General features: G+C 67.0%; 17 protein-coding genes. 16 read left to right on the top strand and 1 reads right to left on the bottom strand.

Annotation, left to right across the window (positions count from 1 at the left end; translation table 11 throughout):
• Positions 1–126 precede the first annotated feature (126 nt).
• The 15 genes from ACP7BZ_RS15355 (at position 127) to ACP7BZ_RS15285 (ending at position 18150) form a co-directional block, all read left to right on the top strand.
• Positions 127–1320, top strand: coding sequence for a XylR family transcriptional regulator (locus ACP7BZ_RS15355; protein WP_426114624.1), 1194 nt, complete (start codon positions 127–129; stop codon positions 1318–1320).
• Positions 1321–1480: 160 nt separating this feature from the next.
• Positions 1481–2467: a D-xylose ABC transporter substrate-binding protein gene (gene xylF / locus ACP7BZ_RS15350; protein WP_426114774.1), complete on the top strand. Its 987-nt coding sequence runs from the start codon at positions 1481–1483 to the stop codon at positions 2465–2467.
• Between the two features lie 83 nt (positions 2468–2550).
• Positions 2551–4074, top strand: coding sequence for a D-xylose ABC transporter ATP-binding protein (gene xylG, locus ACP7BZ_RS15345; RefSeq protein WP_426114772.1), 1524 nt, complete (start codon positions 2551–2553; stop codon positions 4072–4074).
• Positions 4071–5213, top strand: a complete 1143-nt coding sequence (locus tag ACP7BZ_RS15340; protein ID WP_426114622.1) for a sugar ABC transporter permease — start codon at positions 4071–4073, stop codon at positions 5211–5213. Before xylG ends, ACP7BZ_RS15340 begins: the two co-directional genes overlap by 4 nt.
• Positions 5214–5226: 13 nt before the next feature.
• Positions 5227–6444 carry a fumarylacetoacetate hydrolase family protein gene (locus ACP7BZ_RS15335; protein ID WP_426114620.1) on the top strand — a complete coding sequence of 406 codons (1218 nt, stop codon included), beginning with the start codon at positions 5227–5229 and terminating at the stop codon, positions 6442–6444.
• Positions 6441–7202: an SDR family NAD(P)-dependent oxidoreductase gene (locus ACP7BZ_RS15330; RefSeq protein ID WP_426114618.1), complete on the top strand. Its 762-nt coding sequence runs from the start codon at positions 6441–6443 to the stop codon at positions 7200–7202. The genes ACP7BZ_RS15335 and ACP7BZ_RS15330 overlap by 4 nt, the downstream gene beginning before the upstream one ends.
• A gap of 201 nt (positions 7203–7403) precedes the next feature.
• Complete coding sequence (locus ACP7BZ_RS15325; protein WP_426114770.1) at positions 7404–9239, top strand: FAD-dependent oxidoreductase; 1836 nt, start codon at positions 7404–7406, stop codon at positions 9237–9239.
• Between the two features lie 62 nt (positions 9240–9301).
• Positions 9302–10753: an MFS transporter gene (locus tag ACP7BZ_RS15320; protein WP_426114616.1), complete on the top strand. Its 1452-nt coding sequence runs from the start codon at positions 9302–9304 to the stop codon at positions 10751–10753.
• Between the two features lie 245 nt (positions 10754–10998).
• On the top strand, positions 10999–12804 hold the full coding sequence (locus ACP7BZ_RS15315) for a methyl-accepting chemotaxis protein (RefSeq protein ID WP_426114614.1): 1806 nt from the start codon (positions 10999–11001) through the stop codon (positions 12802–12804).
• Between the two features lie 94 nt (positions 12805–12898).
• Positions 12899–13570 (top strand): ABC transporter ATP-binding protein, encoded by a 672-nt coding sequence (locus ACP7BZ_RS15310; protein ID WP_426114612.1) that lies wholly within the window; start codon positions 12899–12901, stop codon positions 13568–13570.
• Positions 13567–14361 carry an ABC transporter permease gene (locus tag ACP7BZ_RS15305; RefSeq protein WP_426114610.1) on the top strand — a complete coding sequence of 265 codons (795 nt, stop codon included), beginning with the start codon at positions 13567–13569 and terminating at the stop codon, positions 14359–14361. Before ACP7BZ_RS15310 ends, ACP7BZ_RS15305 begins: the two co-directional genes overlap by 4 nt.
• Before the next feature lie 273 nt (positions 14362–14634).
• A complete protein-coding gene (locus ACP7BZ_RS15300) occupies positions 14635–15270 on the top strand; it encodes a hypothetical protein (protein ID WP_426114608.1) in 636 nt (211 codons plus the stop codon).
• Between the two features lie 136 nt (positions 15271–15406).
• Entirely contained in the window at positions 15407–15862 is a 456-nt protein-coding gene (locus ACP7BZ_RS15295; protein WP_426114606.1) for an acyl-CoA thioesterase, read from the top strand.
• On the top strand, positions 15859–17139 hold the full coding sequence (locus tag ACP7BZ_RS15290) for a sugar MFS transporter (RefSeq protein WP_426114604.1): 1281 nt from the start codon (positions 15859–15861) through the stop codon (positions 17137–17139). Before ACP7BZ_RS15295 ends, ACP7BZ_RS15290 begins: the two co-directional genes overlap by 4 nt.
• 96 nt (positions 17140–17235) lie before the next feature.
• Entirely contained in the window at positions 17236–18150 is a 915-nt protein-coding gene (locus tag ACP7BZ_RS15285) for a hypothetical protein (protein WP_426114602.1), read from the top strand.
• Here ACP7BZ_RS15285 and ACP7BZ_RS15280 read toward each other — a convergent pair.
• Positions 18035–18460 carry a winged helix-turn-helix transcriptional regulator gene (locus tag ACP7BZ_RS15280; protein WP_426114600.1) on the bottom strand — a complete coding sequence of 142 codons (426 nt, stop codon included), beginning with the start codon at positions 18458–18460 and terminating at the stop codon, positions 18035–18037. The two genes, ACP7BZ_RS15285 and ACP7BZ_RS15280, sit on opposite strands and share 116 nt — an antisense overlap.
• Before the next feature lie 240 nt (positions 18461–18700).
• Between ACP7BZ_RS15280 and ACP7BZ_RS15275 the strand changes: the two genes are divergently transcribed.
• Entirely contained in the window at positions 18701–19477 is a 777-nt protein-coding gene (locus ACP7BZ_RS15275; RefSeq protein WP_426114598.1) for an alcohol dehydrogenase catalytic domain-containing protein, read from the top strand.
• Positions 19478–19483 lie beyond the last annotated feature (6 nt).

Genomic DNA, 19483 nt, shown 5'->3' with positions numbered 1-19483 from the left:
GGCCTGTTCCTATGATGGGGCCGAGGTGCCCGCAGCGTCCACCGCCGGCGCCACGGGGACAGGAGAGGCGATGGCATTTGCAAACCAAGCAAACCGGGCGCGCGCGGCAGGGCTGCGCCGTCACCCATGAGCACGCCGCCAACGCACCGCGTCGCGTTACTGTTCAACGCCAATAAAATATTCGACCGCGACGTCATCGCCGGCATCGCCAGCCACCTGGCCAGCACGCGCGCGCACTGGGATGTGTTTCTCGAAGAAGATTTTCGCTTGCGCCTGGCCGGCATCGAGCACTGGCAGGGCGATGGCATCATTGCCGACTTCGATGATCCCAGCGTTGCCGCCGCGCTTGCCCGCAGCCCGCTGCCGGTGGTGGCGGTCGGCGCATCGTACGCTGCGGCGGCCGATTATCCGGCCGGGGTGCCATATGTTGCCACTGACAATGCCAGGCTCGTTGAAGTCGCCTACCAGCACCTGGTCGAAGCGGGACTGGTGCGCTTCGCCATGTTCAGCCTGCCTGCAAGCGCGGGCGCGCGCTGGGCCCAGGAGCGCGAACAGGCTTTTTGTGCATTGCTGCGGCGCGACAATCTGGCCACCGACATCTACCGCGGCCACAGCACCAGCGCCGCCTCGTGGCAGGATGCCAGTGAACAGCAGATCGCCTGGCTGCGCGCCTTGCCCAAGCCGATCGGCATCATCGCCGTCACCGATGCCCGCGCGCGCCAGTTGCTGCAGGGGTGCAGCCTGGCCGGCATCGCCGTGCCGGAGCAGGTGGCGCTGGTGGGCATCGACAACGACCCGCTGGCGCACATGCTGGCGCGCATCCCGCTGACCTCGGTCATCCAGGGTGGCCAGGAAATCGGCCGCCGCGCCGCCCGCCTGCTCGACCAGATGCTGCACGGCGCCCACCCGGGCGCGCTGCGCCTGCTGGTGCCGCCGGCCGGCATCAATGCGCAGGCGTCCAGCCGGCACCAGCCGGCGCGCCATCCGCACGTGATGCGGGCGCGCCATTTCATCCGCCAGTACGCCTGCCAGGGCATCAAGACGGGACAGGTGGCCGATTACGTCGGTATCTCGCGCTCTTGCCTGGAAGCGCATTTTCGCCAGGAACAGCAGTGCAGCGTGCACGATGAAATTCTCCGATTCAAGCTCGAAGCGGCCACCAGCCTGCTCGCTGCCGCCGACGCCAACATCGCCGAGGTGGCGCTGCGCTGCGGCTTTACGTCGGTGCAGTACATGCACGCCGTGTTCAAGCGCGAGCTGGGCTGCACCCCGCGTGCCTGGCAAGACCGCGAACGGCGACATGGCGCCGCCAGCGCGTAAATCGTAATGCCCATTCGTCAATTTCATAATTGCGCGCACCGCCCAGTCCGCGCAACATTCCCCTACGAATCTTGGAACCGGGAAATCGCCCGGGAAGACGGGATCGCACAAAAACCATTCTGGAGACAAGCCCGTGAAGACACTGCGCACCATCAGCATCATGGCCATGCTGGCCGCCGTTCTCGCATTTGCCAGCGGCGCCGCCAATGCCGACGCCAAGAGCCCGAAAATCGGTTTTTCCATCGATGACCTGCGGGTCGAACGCTGGGCCCGCGACCGCGATTTTTTCACCGCCGCCGCCACCAGCATGGGCGCCCAGGTGTTCGTGCAGTCGGCCGATGCCAGCGAACAGCGCCAGATTGCGCAAATCGAAAATCTGATCGCCCGCGGGGTCGACGTGCTGGTCATCGTGCCCTACAACGCCACCGTGCTCAACAACACAATTCGTGAAGCCAAAAAAGCCAACATCAAGGTGCTGTCGTATGACCGCCTGATTCTCAACGCCGACATCGATGCCTATATTTCCTTCGACAACAAGCAGGTCGGCGAAATGCAGGCGCGCACGGTGGCGGCCCTCAAACCGAAGGGCAATTACTATCTGCTGGGCGGCGCCCCCACCGACAACAACGCCAAGATTTTGCGCGAAGGCCAGATGGCGGTGTTGCAGCCGCTGGTCGACAAGGGCGACGTCAAGATCGTCGGCCAGCAATGGGTCAAGGACTGGAGTCCCTCGGAGGCGCTGGCGATTGTCGAAAATGCGCTGACCGCCAATAACAACAAGATCGACGCCATCGTCGCCTCCAACGATGGCACCGCCGGCGGCGCCATCCAGGCCTTGAATGCGCAGAAACTGGCGGGGAAAGTGCCGGTGTCGGGCCAGGACGCCGACCTGGCGGCCGTCAAGCGGGTCATGGCCGGCACCCAGGCGATGACGGTGTACAAGCCGCTCAAGCAGCTGGCGGCAGAAGCGGCCAAGCTGGCGGTGCAGCTGGTGCGCGATGAAAAGCCGGTCTACAACGCCCAGTACAACAACGGCCTCAAGCAAGTCAATGCGGTGCTGCTCAAACCGACGGCGCTGACCAGGGCAAACGTCAACCTGCTGGTGACGGATGGCTATTACACGCAGGATCAGCTCACGGGCAAATAAGCGTGGCAAACCAGCGTAGCAAACCAGCCGCCGCCGCCCGTCCCGCCCTGTGAGCCCGCATGACTGACCTTGCATCTGCCTACCTGCTGTACATGAAAGGCATCGTCAAGCACTTTGACGGCGCCGTTGCCTTGGATGGCATCGACCTTGCCATCCGCCCCGGCGAATGCATCGGCCTGTGCGGTGAAAACGGTGCCGGCAAATCGACCCTGATGAAGGTGCTGTCGGCAGTCTATCCGCATGGCAGCTGGACGGGCGAGATCTGGTGGCGGGGCCGGCCACTGGTGGCCAGCTCGGTGCGCGATACCGAGGCGGCCGGGCTGGTCATCATCCACCAGGAACTGATGCTGGTGCCGGAACTGTCGGTGACCGAGAATATTTTTCTCGGCAACGAGCTGACGCTGGCCGGCGGCCGCCTCGATTATCCGGCCATGCACCGCCGTGCCGAGCAGTTGCTGGGCGAGCTCAAGCTCGACGATGTCAACGTCGTGCTGCCGGTCAAGCAGTACGGCGGCGGCCACCAGCAACTGATCGAGATCGCCAAGGCCTTGAATAAACAGGCCAGGCTGCTGATCCTCGACGAGCCGTCGTCGTCGCTGACGACGTCCGAAATTGCCGTCCTGCTGGGCATCATCCGCAGCCTCAAGGCCAGGGGCGTGGCCTGCATCTATATTTCGCACAAGCTTGAAGAAGTGGCCGCCGTCTGCGACACCATCGTCGTCCTCCGCGATGGCAAGCACATCGCCACCACGCCGATGGCCGAGCTCGACGTCAGGCGCATCATCGGCCAGATGGTCGAGCGCGACCTGCGCCAGCTGTATCCGCGCCAGCCGCGTGCACTGGGCGAGGTGGTGTTCGAAGCGCGCCATGTCAGCTGCATGGATGCCGAGCGGCCGCAGCGCAAGCGCGTCGACGATGTGTCGCTGGCGGTGCGGCACGGCGAGATTGTCGGCATCGCCGGGCTGGTCGGCGCTGGCCGCACCGAGCTGGTGTCGGCGCTGTTCGGCGCCTATCGGGGACGCTGCCAGGCCCAGGTGTGGCTGCACGGCCAGCCGGTCGATACCAGCACGCCGCTGCGGGCGATTCGCGCCGGTATTGCGATGGTGCCGGAAGACCGCAAGCAGCACGGCATCGTGCGCGACCTCGACGTCGGCCAGAACATCACGCTGGCCATCCTGCAACGCTTTGCCCGCCTGACCCGCATCGACCGCGCTGCCGAATTGCGCACCGTGCGCGAACAGATCGCCCGGCTGGGCTTGAAGGCGGCCAGTCCCTTCCTGCCGATTACCAGCCTGTCGGGCGGCAACCAGCAAAAGGCGGTGCTGGCCAAGATGCTGCTGACGGCGCCGCAGGTGCTCATTCTCGACGAACCGACGCGCGGCGTCGACGTTGGTGCGCGGGTAGAAATCTACAAGCTGATGTTCGCCCTGGCCGCCCAGGGGGTTGCCATCATCATGGTGTCGTCCGAGTTCGCCGAGGTGATCGGCATCGCCGACCGCGTGCTGGTGATGGGAGAAGGGCGGCTGCGCGGCGACTTTATCAATCACGATCTGCGTCAGGAGACGCTGCTGGCGGCGGCGCTCGACACCAGTGATGGGAATCCATGAATTTTCTGCTCGTCAAACAATTATTCGCGCGCTATAAAATCATCGCGCTGCTCGTCGCCATCGCCCTGATCTGGCTGTTTTTCAGCTGGCGCACGGGCGGTGGTTTCATTTCGCCGCGCAATCTGTCGAACTTGATGCGGCAGATGGCCGTCACCGGCATCCTTGCCTGCGGCATGTCCTTCGTCATCATCGCCGGAGAAATCGACCTGTCGGTGGGCTCCCTGCTCGGTTTGCTCGGGGGCGCCGCCGCCGTCATGGATGTGAGCCACCATCTGCCGCTGCCGCTGACGGTGGCGGTGGTTCTGGCGGCCGGCCTGCTGCTCGGTATGTTCACCGGCACGCTGGTGGCGTATGCCGGCATCCCCTCGTTCATCGTCGGCCTCGGCGGCATGCTGGCTTACCGCGGCGTCGTGCTGGGACTGACGGGCGGTTTGACCATTGCGCCGGTGTCGGCGGAAATGGTGCAGCTGGGCCAGGGTTATCTGCCGGCGGCGGGCGGGGTCGCGCTGGGCCTTGCCCTGTTGCTGGTGGCGGTGCTGCTGCGCTGGCGACGGCGCCTGAATCTGGCCGCCCATCAACTGCCGCTGGCGCCCGCCTGGCAGGACGGCCTGCGGCTGCTGCTGATCGCGCTGGTGTTGCTGGCCTTCGTGCGCACCCTCAACAGCTACCAGGGCATCCCGTTTCCCGTGCTGTTGCTGCTGCTGCTGCTGGCGGTGTTTAGCTATATCGCCACGCAGACGGTGTTCGGCCGCCGCGTCTATGCCGTCGGCAGCAATATGGAAGCAACGCGCCTGTCCGGCATCGACGTGCGGCGCATCAAATTGTGGATCTTTGGCTTGATGGGCTTGATGTGCGCGCTGGCCGGCATCATCAACACGGCGCGCCTGGCAGCCGGCTCGCCGTCGGCCGGCACCACTGGCGAACTCGATGTGATTGCCGCCTGCTTCATCGGCGGCACCTCGATGCGGGGCGGCTCCGGCACCGTCCACGGCGCCCTCATCGGCGCCCTCGTGATGGCCAGTTTGGATAACGGCATGTCGATGCTCGACGTCGACGCCTACTGGCAAATGATCGTCAAGGGCGCCATCTTGACACTGGCCGTGTGGGTCGATGTGGCCACCCGCGCAGAACACCGCTAACCGGAGAACGAGCATGTCTGGCACGATTGAATTATCTTCCTGTTTGCCGTACGACCTCGATGAAGCGCTGCTGGTTGGCCGCGTCTGGCTCGGTGCGGCGACGGCGAGCGTCACCCGCAGCGCCACCGACGGCCCCGCCGTGGTCACCGTGCGTGGCGGCGAACTGATCGATATCAGTGCGCACGCCGCCACCATGGCCGACCTGTGCGAGCGCAGCGACCTGCTGGCGCTGGTGCGCGGCGCCGCTGGTCCATCGCTGGGACCGCTGACGGCGGCGCTGGCGCGCACGCTCGGCCAGCACGACAGCAGTGGCCCACGGCTGCTGGCGCCGTGCGACCTGCAAGCGATCAAGGCGTGCGGCGTGACCTTCGCGGTCAGCCTGCTCGAGCGCGTGATCGAAGAGCAGGCCGGCGGCGCCCCGCAGCAGGCGCAGCAGTTGCGCGCGGCACTGCAGGCGACGATCGGCGCCGACCTGTCGACCATCGTGCCCGGTTCCAGCGCTGCCGCCGAGCTCAAGCGCGAGTTGCTGGCGCGCGGCATGTGGTCGCAGTACATGGAAGTGGGCATCGGCCCCGACGCCGAAGTGTTTTCCAAGTCGCAGCCGATGTCGGCGGTGGGGTTTGGTGCCGACGTCGGCCTGCACCGCGATTCGCACTGGAACAACCCGGAGCCGGAAATCGTCCTGGCCGTCAACAGCCTGGGCGTGGCGGTGGGGGCGACGCTGGGCAACGATGTCAACCTGCGCGATATCGAAGGCCGCAGCGCCCTGTTGCTGGGCAAGTGCAAGGACAACAACGGCTCGTGCGCGATCGGCCCCTTGATCCGCCTGTTCGACCAGCGCTTTACGATCGATAGCGTGCGGGCGGCCGATGTCAGCCTGCGCATCGAAGGGGCGGACGACGGCTTTATCCTCGAGGGCATCAGCCACATGCGCGAAATTAGCCGCGATCCCCTTGCGCTGGTGCGGCAGACGATCGGCAGCCATCACCACTATCCCGATGGCTTCATGCTGTTTCTGGGCACCATGTTTTCGCCCATCGATGACCGCGATGGCGCCGGCCACGGCTTTACCCACCACCTCGGTGACCGCGTGACCATCAGCAGCCCGGCGCTCGGTGCGCTGGTCAACCATGTGCAGTACGCCGACGCCATTGCGCCGTGGACCTTCGGCGTGCGCGCCCTGTATGCCAACCTGGCGCAGCGCGGCTTGTTGAAAGGGGAGCAGCCATGAGCAACGTGTATCCCAGCCTGGCCGGCAAGCGCGTGCTGGTCACCGGCGGCGGCAGCGGCATCGGCGCTGGCATCGTCACGGCGTTCGCCAGGCAGGGCGCCCGCGTGGTGTTTTTCGATATTTTGCAGGAGCCCGCGCGCGCGCTCGAGCAGGCGCTGGCCGACTGCGTGCACGCGCCCCGTTTCATCAGCTGCGATCTGACCGATCTGGCGGCACTGGCGGCGACGCTGGCGCAGGCCGACGTGCTCGCCGGTGGCATCGATGTACTGGTCAACAATGCCGCCAACGACGACCGCCACGATGTGGCCGCGGTGACGCCAGCGTATTGGGATGAGCGGATGGCGGTCAACCTGCGCCACCAGTTTTTTTGCGCGCAGGCGGCAGCGCCGGCGATGGCCGCCGCTGGCGGCGGCGTCATTGTCAACGTCGGCTCGATTTCATGGCACCTGGCGCTGCCGCGCCTGGCGCTCTACATGACCGCCAAGGCGGCGATTGAAGGCATGACGCGCGGTCTGGCGCGTGACCTTGGCGGCCAGCGCATCCGCGTCAACTGCATCGTCCCCGGCACCGTCATCACCGCGCGCCAGCAGCGCTGGCACACGCCAGAGGCGCAGGCGCAGATCCTGGCGGCCCAGTGCCTGCATCAGCCGGTGCTGGTCGAGGATGTGGCGGCGATGGCGCTGTTCCTGGCCTCGGACGGCGCTGCGCGCTGCACCGGGCGCGAATTTTATGTGGATGGCGGCCTGCACGGCGGCTGAAGGCGCCCGCCATCGGCGAGCCTGCCATGGCGCGCACGACGGGTCCGCACGACGGGTCCGCACGATAGGCGCGCATCGATTCGCAGGACGCCGCTTCGCGCTATCATGGTCCGCAACGCGGTGCCAGCAGCTGCCGCCGGATACCTGCGCCCTTGCACGCGCACCATGACCTTCCTCCACCGATGGCAGAGCGCACACATGATGTTCCACGCCGACAGCGGCTCCAGCGACGCCGCCCTGAAGTCTGTCGCTGACGGCGCCTCGCCAGCGAGCACGCTGGCCAGTCGCCGTCACCAGGCCTTTCCCGTGCTGACGGCGGCGCAGATCGCGCACCTGCTGCCATTTGGCGCGCGTCGACAGTGGGCCGACGGCGCCGTGCTGTTCGAGGCGGGCCAGCGCGGGGCCGGCATGTTCGTGGTGCTCAGCGGCGCCGTCGCCGTCAGCCGCCGTGACGGCCTCGGCAATGACGTGCCGGTGGCGCTGCGGGGCGCCGGCGAATTTCTCGCCGAGGTGGGGCAACTGTCTGGCAAGCCGGCCTTCGTCGATGCCCGCGCGCAGGGGCCGCTGGAGGCGCTGCTGATCGAGCCGGAGCGGCTGCGTACCCTGCTGGTGGCCGAGGCCGAGATCGGCGAGTTGATCATGCGCGCGCTGATTTTGCGCCGCGTCATGCTGATCGAGTCGGGGGCAGGCGGCCCGCTGCTGATCGGCAACGCGGCGGCGCCCGAGCTGATCCGGGTCGCCGGATTTTTAACGCGCAATGGCCAGCCGCACACGGTGGTCGACCTGGCCAGCGCTGCTGCCAGCGATGTTGCCAGCGATGTTGCCAGCGCTGCGCTGGCGCAGCGCTACGCCGCCCACACCGATGGCGCCTTGCTGGTGGTGTGTCCGAACGGCAGCCTGTTGCGCAATCCGAGCGAGCGCGAAGTGGCCAGGGCCATTGGCCTGTGCGAGTTTGATGACGCTCCCGTGCGCGACGTCGCCATCGTCGGCGCCGGTCCGGCCGGGCTGGCGGCGGCCGTGTATGCCGCCTCCGAGGGGCTGTCGGTGATTGTGCTGGAAACCCGCGCCTTTGGTGGCCAGGCCGGTGCTTCGGCCCGCATCGAAAATTATCTGGGCTTTCCGACCGGGATTTCCGGGCAGGCGCTGGCCGGGCGGGCGTTTGTCCAGGCCGAAAAATTCGGCGCCGAGGTGCTGGTGCCGGCAGCGGTCGAGAGCGTCGACTGCGCCGGACCGGCGCGACTGTTTCACCAGTTGCAGCTGGAGGACGGCCGCCGCGTGCAGGCGCGCGCCCTCATCATTGCCAGCGGCGCGGCCTACCGGCGGCCCGCCATCGCCGACCTCGAACGCTTCGAGGGCCGTGGCGTGTCGTACTGGGCCTCGCCGATCGAAGCGCGGCTGGTCGAGGGGCAGGATGTGGTGCTGGTCGGTGGCGGCAATTCGGCCGGGCAGGCAGCGGTGTTTCTGGCCTCGCACGCCAGCACCGTACACATGCTCATTCGCGGCGGCGCGCTGGCAGCGAGCATGTCGCAGTATCTGGTCGATCGCATCCATGCCAACCCCCGCATCGTGCTGCATACCCACTGCGAACTGCTGCAGCTGCAGGGCGAGCGTGGCAGCTTGAGCGGGGTGCGCTGGCGCCACGCTGGTGCTGGTGCTGGTGGTGCTGGTGGTGCTGGCGGTGCTGGCGCGGATGGGGCGCACGTGCAGATGGCGACCCGCTCGCTGTTTCTGTTTGTCGGTGCCGACCCCAACACCGCCTGGCTGGGCGCATGTCCGATCGCGCTCGATGGCCACGGGTTTGTGTGTACCGGCCAGGCCTTGATCGACGCCGGCCCTGACGGCGCCGGGCGCGCTGGCCGCCGCCCCGATACGCTGGAATGCTCGGTGCCGGGCGTGTTCGCCATCGGTGACGTGCGGGCCGGCTCCGTCAAACGGGTGGCGGCGGCGGTCGGCGAGGGCGCTGCCGTGGTGGCGCAGGTGCACCGGTATCTGAACGCGCAGGCGGCGTCCCCTCAAGCCGCGGTCAGTGCGGCGTGAGTGTCCCATGCACGCGGCATGCGTGCGGCATGGCCGACCGATGATCACGCCATGACGGTGCCATGAGCGCCGCCATCCTGCCGTTGTGCGACCGCGCCATTGCCCAGGCGCGCGCGCCAGCCGCCGCCGCCCCGGCCAGCGCCCATCCGCGCATGGTGCTGGCCACCACGGTGCTGGCGTCGAGCCTGGCGTTCGTCGACGGTGCGGTCGTCAATGTCGGCCTGCCGGCCATTGCGCGCAGCTTTCCAGACCACGCGCTGAACCTGTCGTGGATCGTCAGCGGTTATTTGCTGCCTTTGAGCGCGCTGCTGTTGATCGGCGGCGCCGCCGGTGATCGCTGGGGCCACCGGCGCCTGCTGCTCATCGGTGTGAGCCTGTTTCTGGCGGCGTCAATGCTGTGCGCGGCGGCGCCCGACCTGCGTTCGCTGCTGGCAGCGCGCATCGCCCAAGGGATCGGCGCGGCGTTGTTGATGCCGACCAGCCTGGCGATCCTGGGCAGCAGTTTCAGTGGCGAGGCGCGCGGCAAGGCGATCGGCACCTGGGCCGCGGCCGGTGCCGCTGCCGGCGCCATCGGCCCGCTGGCCGGTGGCTGGCTGATCGACCTGGTCGGCTGGCGCGCCATGTTTCTCATCAATGTGCCGATCGCCGCCGGCGCCCTCTACCTGGGGGCGCGCTTCATCGACCGCCAGGTCGCGACCGCGCCGGCGCCACTTGACTGGGGCGGCGCGCTATTGGTGACGGCGGGCCTGGCGGCGCTGACCTGGGGCTTGACGCTGGTTTCCGCGGTCACGTCGACGCACGGCGGCGCCGGCGCTCTGGTCTGGGCCGCAGTGGCGTGCGGCGTCGCCCTGCTGGCCGCCTTCCTGTGGTGGGAGCGCCGCCGCGGCGCCGCTGCCATGCTGCCCTTTGACCTGTTCGCTGCCAGCGCCTTTGCCGGCCTCAATCTGGTGACGTTTTTACTGTACGGCGCACTCGGCGGCGTGCTGCTGTTGCTGCCCTATCTGCTCATCGATCTGCACGGCTATAGCGCCACTGAGGCCGGCGCCGCCCTGCTGCCGATGCCGCTGGTAATTGCCTTGACGGCGCCGCTGATGGGTCGGCTGGCGGCCCGACTGGGTGCGCGCCTGCCATTGACCGTGGGGCCGGCGCTGGTGGCACTGGGCTTTTTGCTGGCGCTGCGCATCAGCGGTGCCGCCAGTTACTGGAGCGGCACGCTGCCGGCCATGCTGCTTATTTCACTGGGCATGGCCGGTGCGGTGGCGCCCCTGACCAACGCCGTGCTGGGCGCCGTCGGCGCGCGGCACAGTGGCATCGCCTCCGGTTTTAACAGCGCCGTCGCCCGCACCGGCGGGCTCATTGCGACTGCGCTGTCAAGCGCCATCCTGGTCGCCCACGGCGCCGCGCTGCAGGCGGCGTTTCAGGTGGCGATGGTGGTGGGTGCGCTCGCCGCTGTCGCCGCCAGCGCCTGTGCGTTTGTGTGGCTCGCGCCCGGCCAGCAGGCGGGGAAGACATGAACGCACGATGAACGCACGATGAACGCACGATGAACGCACGATGAAGGCGCCATCAGCGTGACGCGCGCACGCCGCTTGGCCTGCTTGTCAATGCTGGCAAATAGGCACACGGATCGGGCAAACTGGCGTGCGGCGGCTGCAACAGCAGCGCCATTAAAGTCGGCAACCCTTAAAAAGTTTCCAAGAAGCATGTAGTATACCGATACTTTCAGTATTTATGGTTCTGCTACCTTGGAGCATATCTGATGGGCTTTTTCGCCAACCTCACGATCGGCAAGCGTCTTGCCATTGGCTTTGCGCTGGTACTGGCGCTCACCGTCGTCATTGCCGGTACGGGCGTCTGGCGCCTGCAGCACATCTCGCGCGACACCCATGCGGTGCTGAGCCAGTCGCTGGCCAAAGAGCGCCTGATCGCCGAGTGGTACACGCGTATTTACGGGGCCGTGCGCCGCACCGCGGCGATTGCCAAGAGCAGTGATCCGTCGCTCGGTGCTTTTTTCAAGGACGACACGGCGCTGACGACGCGCGAGTCGGGCGAACTGCTGGAAAAAATCGAACCGCTGATCCTGGCGGGACCGGAAAAGCAGCTGTTCGACAAGATCATGGGTCAACGCAAGGAATTTTTCCGCTTGCGCGATGCCGCCGTCAAGGCCAAGGCCGATGGCAACGCCGATGAAGCGACGCGTGTGCTCGACAAGGAATTTTTGCCCACTTCGCATGCTTATCAGGAATCGATTCACGAGTTGCTCGGTATGCAAAACAGCAGCATCGACGGCGCCGCCGCGGCCATCGAAGCGACCTCGAACGCCAGCACGCGTCTCATCAGCATGCTCACCCTGTGCGCCGTGCTGCTCGGCGGAGCGTTTTGCTGGCGCCTCACGGTTGGCATCGTGCGTCCCATCCGCGCCGCCGTCGGGGTGGCGCAGACGGTGGCGGCGGGCGACCTGTCGCACCACATCGACAACTCCGGCAACGATGAAACGGCGGCCTTGCTGCGCGCGCTGCGCCACATGAACGACAGCCTGACGTCGATCGTCAGCGAAGTGCGCACCGGCACCGACACGATTGCGCTGGCCTCGCAGGAAATCAGCGCCGGCAACCTCGACCTGTCCGGCCGCACCGGCCAGCAGGCTGGCGCGCTCGAACAGACCGCCGCCTCGATGGCGGTGCTGACCACCACCGTGCGCAACAATGCCGACAGCGCACGCCAGGCCAACACCCTGTCGATCGCCGCCGCCGACGTCGCCGTCCAGGGCGGCGCCGTGGTCAGCCAGGTGATCGACACCATGGGCGCCATCAACGAAGCGTCGCGCAAGATCGTCGACATCATTGCCGTCATCGATGGCATCGCTTTCCAGACCAATATCCTGGCCTTGAATGCCGCGGTGGAAGCGGCCCGCGCCGGCGAGCAGGGACGCGGCTTTGCCGTGGTGGCGTCGGAAGTGCGCACGCTGGCGCAGCGCTCGGCGGCGGCAGCGAAAGAAATCAAGGAACTCATTGGCGCGTCCAGTGAACAGGTCGAAGCGGGCACCAAACTGGTCGACCGCGCCGGTGCCACCATGGAAGAAGTGGTCAACAGTATTCGCCGGGTGACCGACATCATGGGCGAAATCACCACCGCCAGCGAAGAGCAGTCGGGCGGCATTGAACAGGTCAACCGCGCCATCGGCCAGATGGATGAAGCAACCCAGCAAAACGCCGCCCTGGTCGAGCAATCGGCAGCGGCAGCAGCGTCGATGCAGGAACAGGCAGTCAAGCTGGCACAGGTGGTAAGCGTGTTTAAGCTCGACAAGGCGATGGCGGCGCCGGTCAATCAAATCCCGGCAGCGGCGCCGTCTGCGGCGGCGCACAAAGCGCCGGCCCGGCTGGCCAGGCCGGCAGCCCTGGCCAGGGCCAGGGCGCCTGCCAAATCGGCGCCGGCCGCGTCGGTGGTCACAGCGGCTGCAAGCGCTGCGGCATCGGCTGCCGCCCCTGCCGCCCAGCCTGCTCCACGCACACCACGCACGCCACGCACCAGCGCCGTCTCAAGCGACGACTGGGAAGAGTTTTAAGACAGGGCGGTGCGACTGCTCGTGCGCGGTCGCCTGCGACGGCCGGCGCGCACCCCCTGTATAGTGACGCACTGTCGCGCTTTACAGGATCACCATGCCATCGACCTCCCACCAAGCCGCGCATGGTGCTCACCATGCTCACCATGCTCACCACGCCGACCCTGCGCCCCGTCTGGTGGTGCAACAGCTGCGTTCGGCGCACGCCGGGCCGCTCTCCTTTACGGTTGACGCTGGCGAATGCGTGGCGGTGGTGGGGGAGTCCGGTGCCGGAAAAAGCGTGTTGCTGCGGATGGTTGCCGATCTCGATCCGTGCGACGGCGAGCTGCTGCTCGACGGCGTCGCCCGCCGTGGCCTGACGGCGCCCGCCTGGCGTGCGCAGGTGGTCTACCAGTCGGCCGAGCCAGCCTGGTGGGAAGCGACTGCGGCGCAGCACCTGCGCGCCGACCAGCTCGAGCGCGCCGCCGCGCTGCTGCCTTTACTCAAACTCAAAAGCGGCATCCTGCAGGCTGAACTGGCGCTGCTGTCGACCGGCGAGCGCCAGCGGCTTGCGCTGATCCGTTCCCTGGCGGGCGCGCCGCGCGTGCTGATGCTCGATGAGCCGGCCGCAGCGCTCGATGCCACCACCACGCTGGCGCTCGAGGCGGTGCTGCAGGCGGCGCAGGCGCGCGGCATGGCCATCATCCTGGTGACCCATTCGCAGGAACAGGCCGCGCGCATGGCGCAGCGCCAGTTGCGCATGCAGCACGGCCAGCTGGTGGCGCCATGAGCGCGGTCGAACTCGGTGCAGTCGATCTGGCCATTGCCGCCAGCCTGATCGTGCTCGATGCCATCATCTCGCTCGCCTTCGGCCTGCGCCTGCACCGCCAGTTGCTGGTGGCAGCGCTGCGCATGGTGATCCAGTTGCTGCTGGTGGGGCTGCTGCTGCGCTGGCTGTTTGCCAGCGACTCGGCGGCGCTGACGCTGGCGGCGATCGGCCTGATGATGGCCGCCACCGTGCGCGAAGTGGCGGCGCGCCCGCGCCAGCGGCTGCAGCGCTGGGGCAATGCGCGCATTGCTGCCGTCGTCGTCAGCGCCGCCAGCACCAGTACCGTGTTGCTGGCGCTGCTCACGGCGATCCGGCCGACGCCGTGGCACGATGCGCGCTACGCCATTCCCCTGATGGGCATCGTGCTGGGCAGTGTGCTCAATGCTGCCAGTGTCGCCCTCGACAGTTTTTTGGGCGACCTCGCTGGCGCCCGCCAGCGCATCGAAGGGCGCCTGGCGCTGGGCGCCACCTTGCGCGAAGCGCTGGCACCGCTGACGCGCGACGCCGTGAGGAAGGGCCTGATTCCGGTGATTAACCAGATGGCGGCGGCCGGCATCATCACGTTACCCGGCATCATGACCGGCCAGCTGCTCGCCGGCATGGACCCGCTCAGCGCCGTCAAATACCAGATCCTGCTGCTTTTTTTGCTGGCCGGCAGCAGTGGTCTGGCCGCTGGCGGCGCCGTCTGGCTGGCCAGCCGGGCGGTTGGCGACGAGCGCGACCGGCTGCGCCTCGACCGGCTCAGTCGCTGATGCCGGGTTGCTAGCGCTGGTTAGAACGAAATCCGCTCAGGTCGGCGCAGCAGACGTCGAACCGCGCCCGCATGCGAGCCGTTGCAGTGAGATGGATGGAGAAACTGTCGCTGCTGTCCTGCAGCGATGCCAGCTTGGCACGCGGGGCGCTGCGGCCTCCTTTGAAGGCGCGATCAGTCAAGTCGATGTTGCATAAAATAAAATTTTATTTTATTCTACATTTATAGAGAGAAAGCTTTTGAGGCAGTGATGATCTTAAACAAGGCAAGCAATATGCATCGTATTCATCGGCGCCTGATGCGCACCAGCACCATCGTCCTCATCGGCGCCGCCTGCGCGCTCGCCTTGCCAGCTGGCGCGCGCCAGCTGGGCAATGGCGGCACCACCTACAGTTCCCTTTCGCACGAAACGCCACCGGAAGAATTTTTGGGGAAATTTGTCGAGCTGATCCATGCCGACCAGGCGGCCAACGCCATGCTGTTCGACGCCGTCGGCGTGGCCGCGGCGGGCAGGGCGGCCAGCGCCGTCCTCGCTACGCTCGACATGCAGGCATCGACCGCCGACATTGGCAGCGCTGCCGCTGCGGCCGGCGCCAGCCACCAGCTACTGACGCAAGCGCTGGCGACGGCTGCGCCATTGAGCGCCGCGCAGCAGGCAAGCTTTGCCAGTGGCGCGCTGGCGCTGGCGCAGGTGGCGCGCGATTTTACCGCGCTGACAAAAAACCTCGGCGCCACCAAGCAGACCTTGCTAACGGCAGGCATGCCCGCGCGCGTGGCCCTGCAAGCGACCCGTGTCAGCGCCGACATTGCAGCGCAGCTGCGTGCCGAATTGAAAGCGGTGGTGGGGTTCGCCAACGCCCGCCAGCTGGTGCTGGCAGCGGCGGTCAGCGAAGCGGCAGCGGCGTTGTAAGGCGCGCGGCGCGCCAGCTGCGGGTGGCGATCGGGCCGATTCGGGCGGCATCGGCTACGATATGCCCTCCAGCCACCCACTATCGCGCACATTCACCATGGCAGAACTAGCACTCCGGGCCGACCACGAGCTCACAATGACGGTCCTGATGACCCCCGACATGGCCAATTTTTCCGGCAATGTTCATGGCGGCACCATCCTCAAATTTCTCGACAGCGTGGCGTATGCCTGCGCCAGCCGCTATTCGGGCAGCTATGTCGTCACCCTGTCGGTCGATGAAGTGATGTTCCTGCAACCGATCCATGTGGGCGAACTGGTTACCTTCCTTGCCTGCGTCAATTACACCGGCACCAGCTCGATGGAAGTGGGCATCCGCGTGGTCGCTGAAAACATCCAGCAGCGCACCGTGCGCCATGCCAACAGCTGTTACTTCACCATGGTGGCGGTCGACGCCGACCGCAAGCCACAACGGGTACCGAAGCTGGTACCCGTTAGCGACGAGCAGCGCGAGCGTTTTAGCCGCGCCGAACATCGCAAGCAGCTGCGCCAGCAGTTGCACGGCCGCCGGCCGCATGCGAGGGCGCCGCAATGATCGGTGGCGCGGCGGGGTCCGCCCACTTGTCTGCGCACGGCGCTGCTGACGGCGGACCCGGCGCCGCACCGCAACGCAGCGCACTGGTGATCATCACCTCGCTGTTTTTCATGTGGGGACTGTTGACCTCGCTGAACGACGTGCTGATCCCGCACCTGAAGGCGATTTATACGCTCAGCTATGTGCAGGCGATGCTGGTGCAGCTGTGTTTTTTCAGCGCCTATTTTCTGGTATCGATGCCGGCCGGCGCGCTGATTCGCCGCATCGGCTACCAAAAGGGCGCGGTGACGGGCCTGTTGATCGCCGCCACCGGCTGCGCGCTGTTTTATCCCGCCTCGCGCAGCGGTTACAGCCTGTTCCTGCTGGCGTTTTTCGTGCTCGCCGCCGGCATCGCCACGCTGCAGGTGGCGGCCAATCCCTTCGTGACGGCGCTCGGCCCGGCGCGTACGGCATCGAGCCGGCTGACCCTGACCCAGGCCTTCAATTCGCTCGGTACGGCCGTCGGCCCGTTCGTCGGCAGCCTGCTGATCCTGTCGACGAGCACGCCAGGCGCCGGCAAGGCGGCTGAAATCGCCACCGTGCAGGGCCCCTACCTGGCGCTGGCGGCGGCGCTGCTGACACTGGCGCTGGTGATGGCTGCCGTGCGCCTGCCGGCCATCGGCGGTGGCGCTGCGGGCGCACCTGCCGGGCGCAGCGATGGCGGCGGCATGCTGGCCCACCGGCACTTGTTATGGGGCACGCTGGCGCTATTTCTGTACGTCGGTGGCGAAGTGAGTATTGGCAGCTTCCTGGTCAGCTTTCTGGGGGAGCCGGGGGTTGCCAGCCTGCCGGCGGCGCAGGCGGCGCGCTACGTCAGCCTGTACTGGCTGGGCGCCATGATCGGCCGTTTCATCGGCTTTGTGGTGATGCGCCGGGTTAGTCCGGGCAAGGCGCTCGCTTTTAACGCCAGCCTGGCCATCGCCCTGGTGGTCACCGCCATGCTGGCCGGCGGCACGCTCGCCATGGTCGCCATCCTCGCCATCGGGCTGTGCAATTCGATCATGTTTCCCACCATCTTCAGCATGTCCCTGCACGGGCTGGGCAAATTTACCGGCCAGGCCTCTGGCATGTTGTGCATGGCGATCGTCGGCGGCGCCCTGGTGCCGTTCGCCCAGGGCTTGCTGGCCGACGCCTACGGCCTGCGCCTGAGTTTTGCGGTGCCGGCCCTGTGCTATGCGTTTGTGTTGTTTTTCGGCATTAAGTATGCGGGCCTGCACAAAACCCCCGTGACCGCCTGAGCGACGGGCGCCGTTGCAACGGTGCCCGCTCAACAGCCTGACGCGCCGGATCAATTGTGTTTACACTGCACTTTTGGTTTCTTTCGCGCACCCGCTATGGCATCTTTTGTAAGTGTCGGTCAGTCATCGTTAGTCGTGCCGGCGCGCGCCCTGGCGCGCCACGCCGCTTACCTGCTGCTCATTGCCATCGCGCTGGCCGGCGGACGCCTGCTGTTGCAGCCAGCGCGCAGCGGGCCGCAGCTGGCCGACGCCAGCAACGCCGCTCTCAGGAGCGCCGTGGCGGCGCGCGCGCGCGCCATGACCGATGTGGCCGGCGCAGCGCAGGCGACAGCCGAGCACATCGACGAGCGCATCGCCAGCATGCGGCGCGCGCTGGTACGCGATGCTGCGCAGCCGCTCGCAGCGAGCTTGTCGCTGCAGGGACCGGCGCAGATCGCTGAGCGCCTTGAGCGGCGCTACGAGCGCGCGCTGCGGCTGGAAATCGGCCGCCAGCAGGTCGATTATCTGTTGCGCGTGCGGGCGTGGGCGGCCGGTGCGGCGGGCGGCGCCGATACGGCGCGCAAGCACGAACAGCTGCGCGCCGCCGTGATTCGTACTTATCTCGACTATATGAGTCTGAAAAGCGCACTGGCGCAATTGCACCCGATCGCGCGAATCAAGTTCAGCTTCGCAGCGTGGCAAGCGCAGGCGCAACAACGGCGCCAGCTCGACGCCGCCTGGCTGGCCTTTGACGACGCCTATGTGGCGCTGGCGGCGCAGGAAAGCGCCGAGCTGCAGCAGGGCACGCCGACGGCGCCGCCGGTGTTCGTGCTCGACGATGTTGCCATCGATAACGCCACCGCGCCCCTGGCGGCGCGGCTGGCGCAGGTGCGCGCGGTGGTCGCATCGCACTGGCTCACTGCGTGCGCCACGCCGGTGCTGCAGCAGTTGCCGCTGGCGCTGGCGCTGCTGCTGGCGGCGCTGCTGTTGCCGTCGCTTGCATTGCGCTGGCGGCCGCTGCAGACGGCGTAAGCGGGCACGGCGCGGCGGGCAGCCCGGTGGGCATCGCGGCGGCGCGGTTGCGCTCGAGTTCGTCGAGCAGCGCCGCATGCGTCTGCGCCCAGCCGTAGAGCACCATCAGCGGCTCGACGAAGCCCTGTCCCCGCCGCATCAAGGCATAGTCGACCATCGACGGCACCAGCTGGTGCACGGTGCGGACAATCAGACCGTCACCTTCGAGCTCGCGCAGGGTCTGGGTCAGCATCTTTTTCGACACCCCTGGCATGGCCCGCTGCCACTGCCCGGTGCGCAGGGCGCCGAAACTGGGTACATCAATGACCATCGAGGTCCACTTGGGCGCCAGCAGCCGGTGAATGCGGCGCGGTGGGCAATCTCGCTGATGTGCAGCGGTTGCGGCGGGGAACGGACGGTAGGAAGCGTCATGGTTACTTTCGGGTCCCTAGGTTCCAAAAAAGTGCCTGATTGCCGGTTGAGCGACGATCGGTCACTATTGTCCACCATGCATATCGGCCGCACCGTGCAGCTGCAACTTATTCGAAAGATAGCGATGTCAAGCTAGACGATGCGGGCGCTGCTGCTCAAAGACTATGCCGAAGGCACATTTATCGACAGCACCATGGCGCGCCCGCTGCCGCGCCACGGCGAAGTGCTGGTCAAGGTCATCGCCAGCGGCGTCAATCCGATCGATCGCAAGATTCGCATTGGCGCAGCGCCTCACGCCACGCGAGAACTGCCGGCCATCCTCGGCGCCGATCTGACCGGGGTGATCGAACAGCTCGGCGCGGGCGTGACCGATTTTAAGGCGGGCGACGAGGTATGTGGCATGAGTGGCGGCGTGCGCGACCTGCCCGGTTCGCTGGCCGAGTATGTGGCGGTCGACGCCAGCACGCTGGCGCACAAGCCGGCCAGTTTGAGCATGCGCGAAGCGGCCGCCTTGCCGCTGGTGTTTCTGACTGCGTGGGAAGGTCTGGTTGACCGTGCCAAAGTAGCGGCCGGCCAGCGCGTGCTACTCCATGCTGGCGCCGGCGGCGTCGGCCACGTGGCCGTGCAGATCGCCCGTGCCCGCGGCGCCGAGGTATTTGCCACCGCCTCGGCCGGCAAGCACGCCATCGTGCGCGGCTTTGGCGCCACCCCCATCGATTACAAGGCCGGCACGGTGGCCGACTACGTGGCCGCGCATGCCGACGGGGTCGGCTTTGACGTGGTCTACGATACTGTCGGCGGCGCCAGCCTGGAGGCTTCGCTGGCGGCAGCCACATGCCCACGCTGCCCACGACGCGCAGGTCGACGGCAGCGCGCTGGGCAAGCGCGTCATCGATATCGGCTGATATCGCGGTAAGGTCGG

The organism is Massilia sp. PWRC2 (genome assembly GCF_049896725.1).
Classification (GTDB): Bacteria; Pseudomonadota; Gammaproteobacteria; order Burkholderiales; family Burkholderiaceae_D; genus JAFCUW01.
This window is presented reverse-complemented; position numbering and strand designations above follow the sequence as displayed.

Coding starts and splice junctions, on each gene's coding strand:
- ACP7BZ_RS15355 (WP_426114624.1), top strand. CDS start 127: ATGAGCACGCCGCCAACGCACCGCGTCGCGTTACTGTTCAACGCCAAT.
- xylF (WP_426114774.1), top strand. CDS start 1,481: ATGGCCATGCTGGCCGCCGTTCTCGCATTTGCCAGCGGCGCCGCCAAT.
- ACP7BZ_RS15340 (WP_426114622.1), top strand. CDS start 4,071: ATGAATTTTCTGCTCGTCAAACAATTATTCGCGCGCTATAAAATCATC.
- ACP7BZ_RS15335 (WP_426114620.1), top strand. CDS start 5,227: ATGTCTGGCACGATTGAATTATCTTCCTGTTTGCCGTACGACCTCGAT.
- ACP7BZ_RS15330 (WP_426114618.1), top strand. CDS start 6,441: ATGAGCAACGTGTATCCCAGCCTGGCCGGCAAGCGCGTGCTGGTCACC.
- ACP7BZ_RS15325 (WP_426114770.1), top strand. CDS start 7,404: ATGTTCCACGCCGACAGCGGCTCCAGCGACGCCGCCCTGAAGTCTGTC.
- ACP7BZ_RS15320 (WP_426114616.1), top strand. CDS start 9,302: ATGAGCGCCGCCATCCTGCCGTTGTGCGACCGCGCCATTGCCCAGGCG.
- ACP7BZ_RS15315 (WP_426114614.1), top strand. CDS start 10,999: ATGGGCTTTTTCGCCAACCTCACGATCGGCAAGCGTCTTGCCATTGGC.
- ACP7BZ_RS15310 (WP_426114612.1), top strand. CDS start 12,899: ATGCCATCGACCTCCCACCAAGCCGCGCATGGTGCTCACCATGCTCAC.
- ACP7BZ_RS15305 (WP_426114610.1), top strand. CDS start 13,567: ATGAGCGCGGTCGAACTCGGTGCAGTCGATCTGGCCATTGCCGCCAGC.
- ACP7BZ_RS15300 (WP_426114608.1), top strand. CDS start 14,635: ATGCATCGTATTCATCGGCGCCTGATGCGCACCAGCACCATCGTCCTC.
- ACP7BZ_RS15295 (WP_426114606.1), top strand. CDS start 15,407: ATGACGGTCCTGATGACCCCCGACATGGCCAATTTTTCCGGCAATGTT.
- ACP7BZ_RS15290 (WP_426114604.1), top strand. CDS start 15,859: ATGATCGGTGGCGCGGCGGGGTCCGCCCACTTGTCTGCGCACGGCGCT.
- ACP7BZ_RS15285 (WP_426114602.1), top strand. CDS start 17,236: ATGGCATCTTTTGTAAGTGTCGGTCAGTCATCGTTAGTCGTGCCGGCG.
- ACP7BZ_RS15280 (WP_426114600.1), bottom strand. CDS start 18,460: ATGGTCATTGATGTACCCAGTTTCGGCGCCCTGCGCACCGGGCAGTGG.
- ACP7BZ_RS15275 (WP_426114598.1), top strand. CDS start 18,701: ATGCGGGCGCTGCTGCTCAAAGACTATGCCGAAGGCACATTTATCGAC.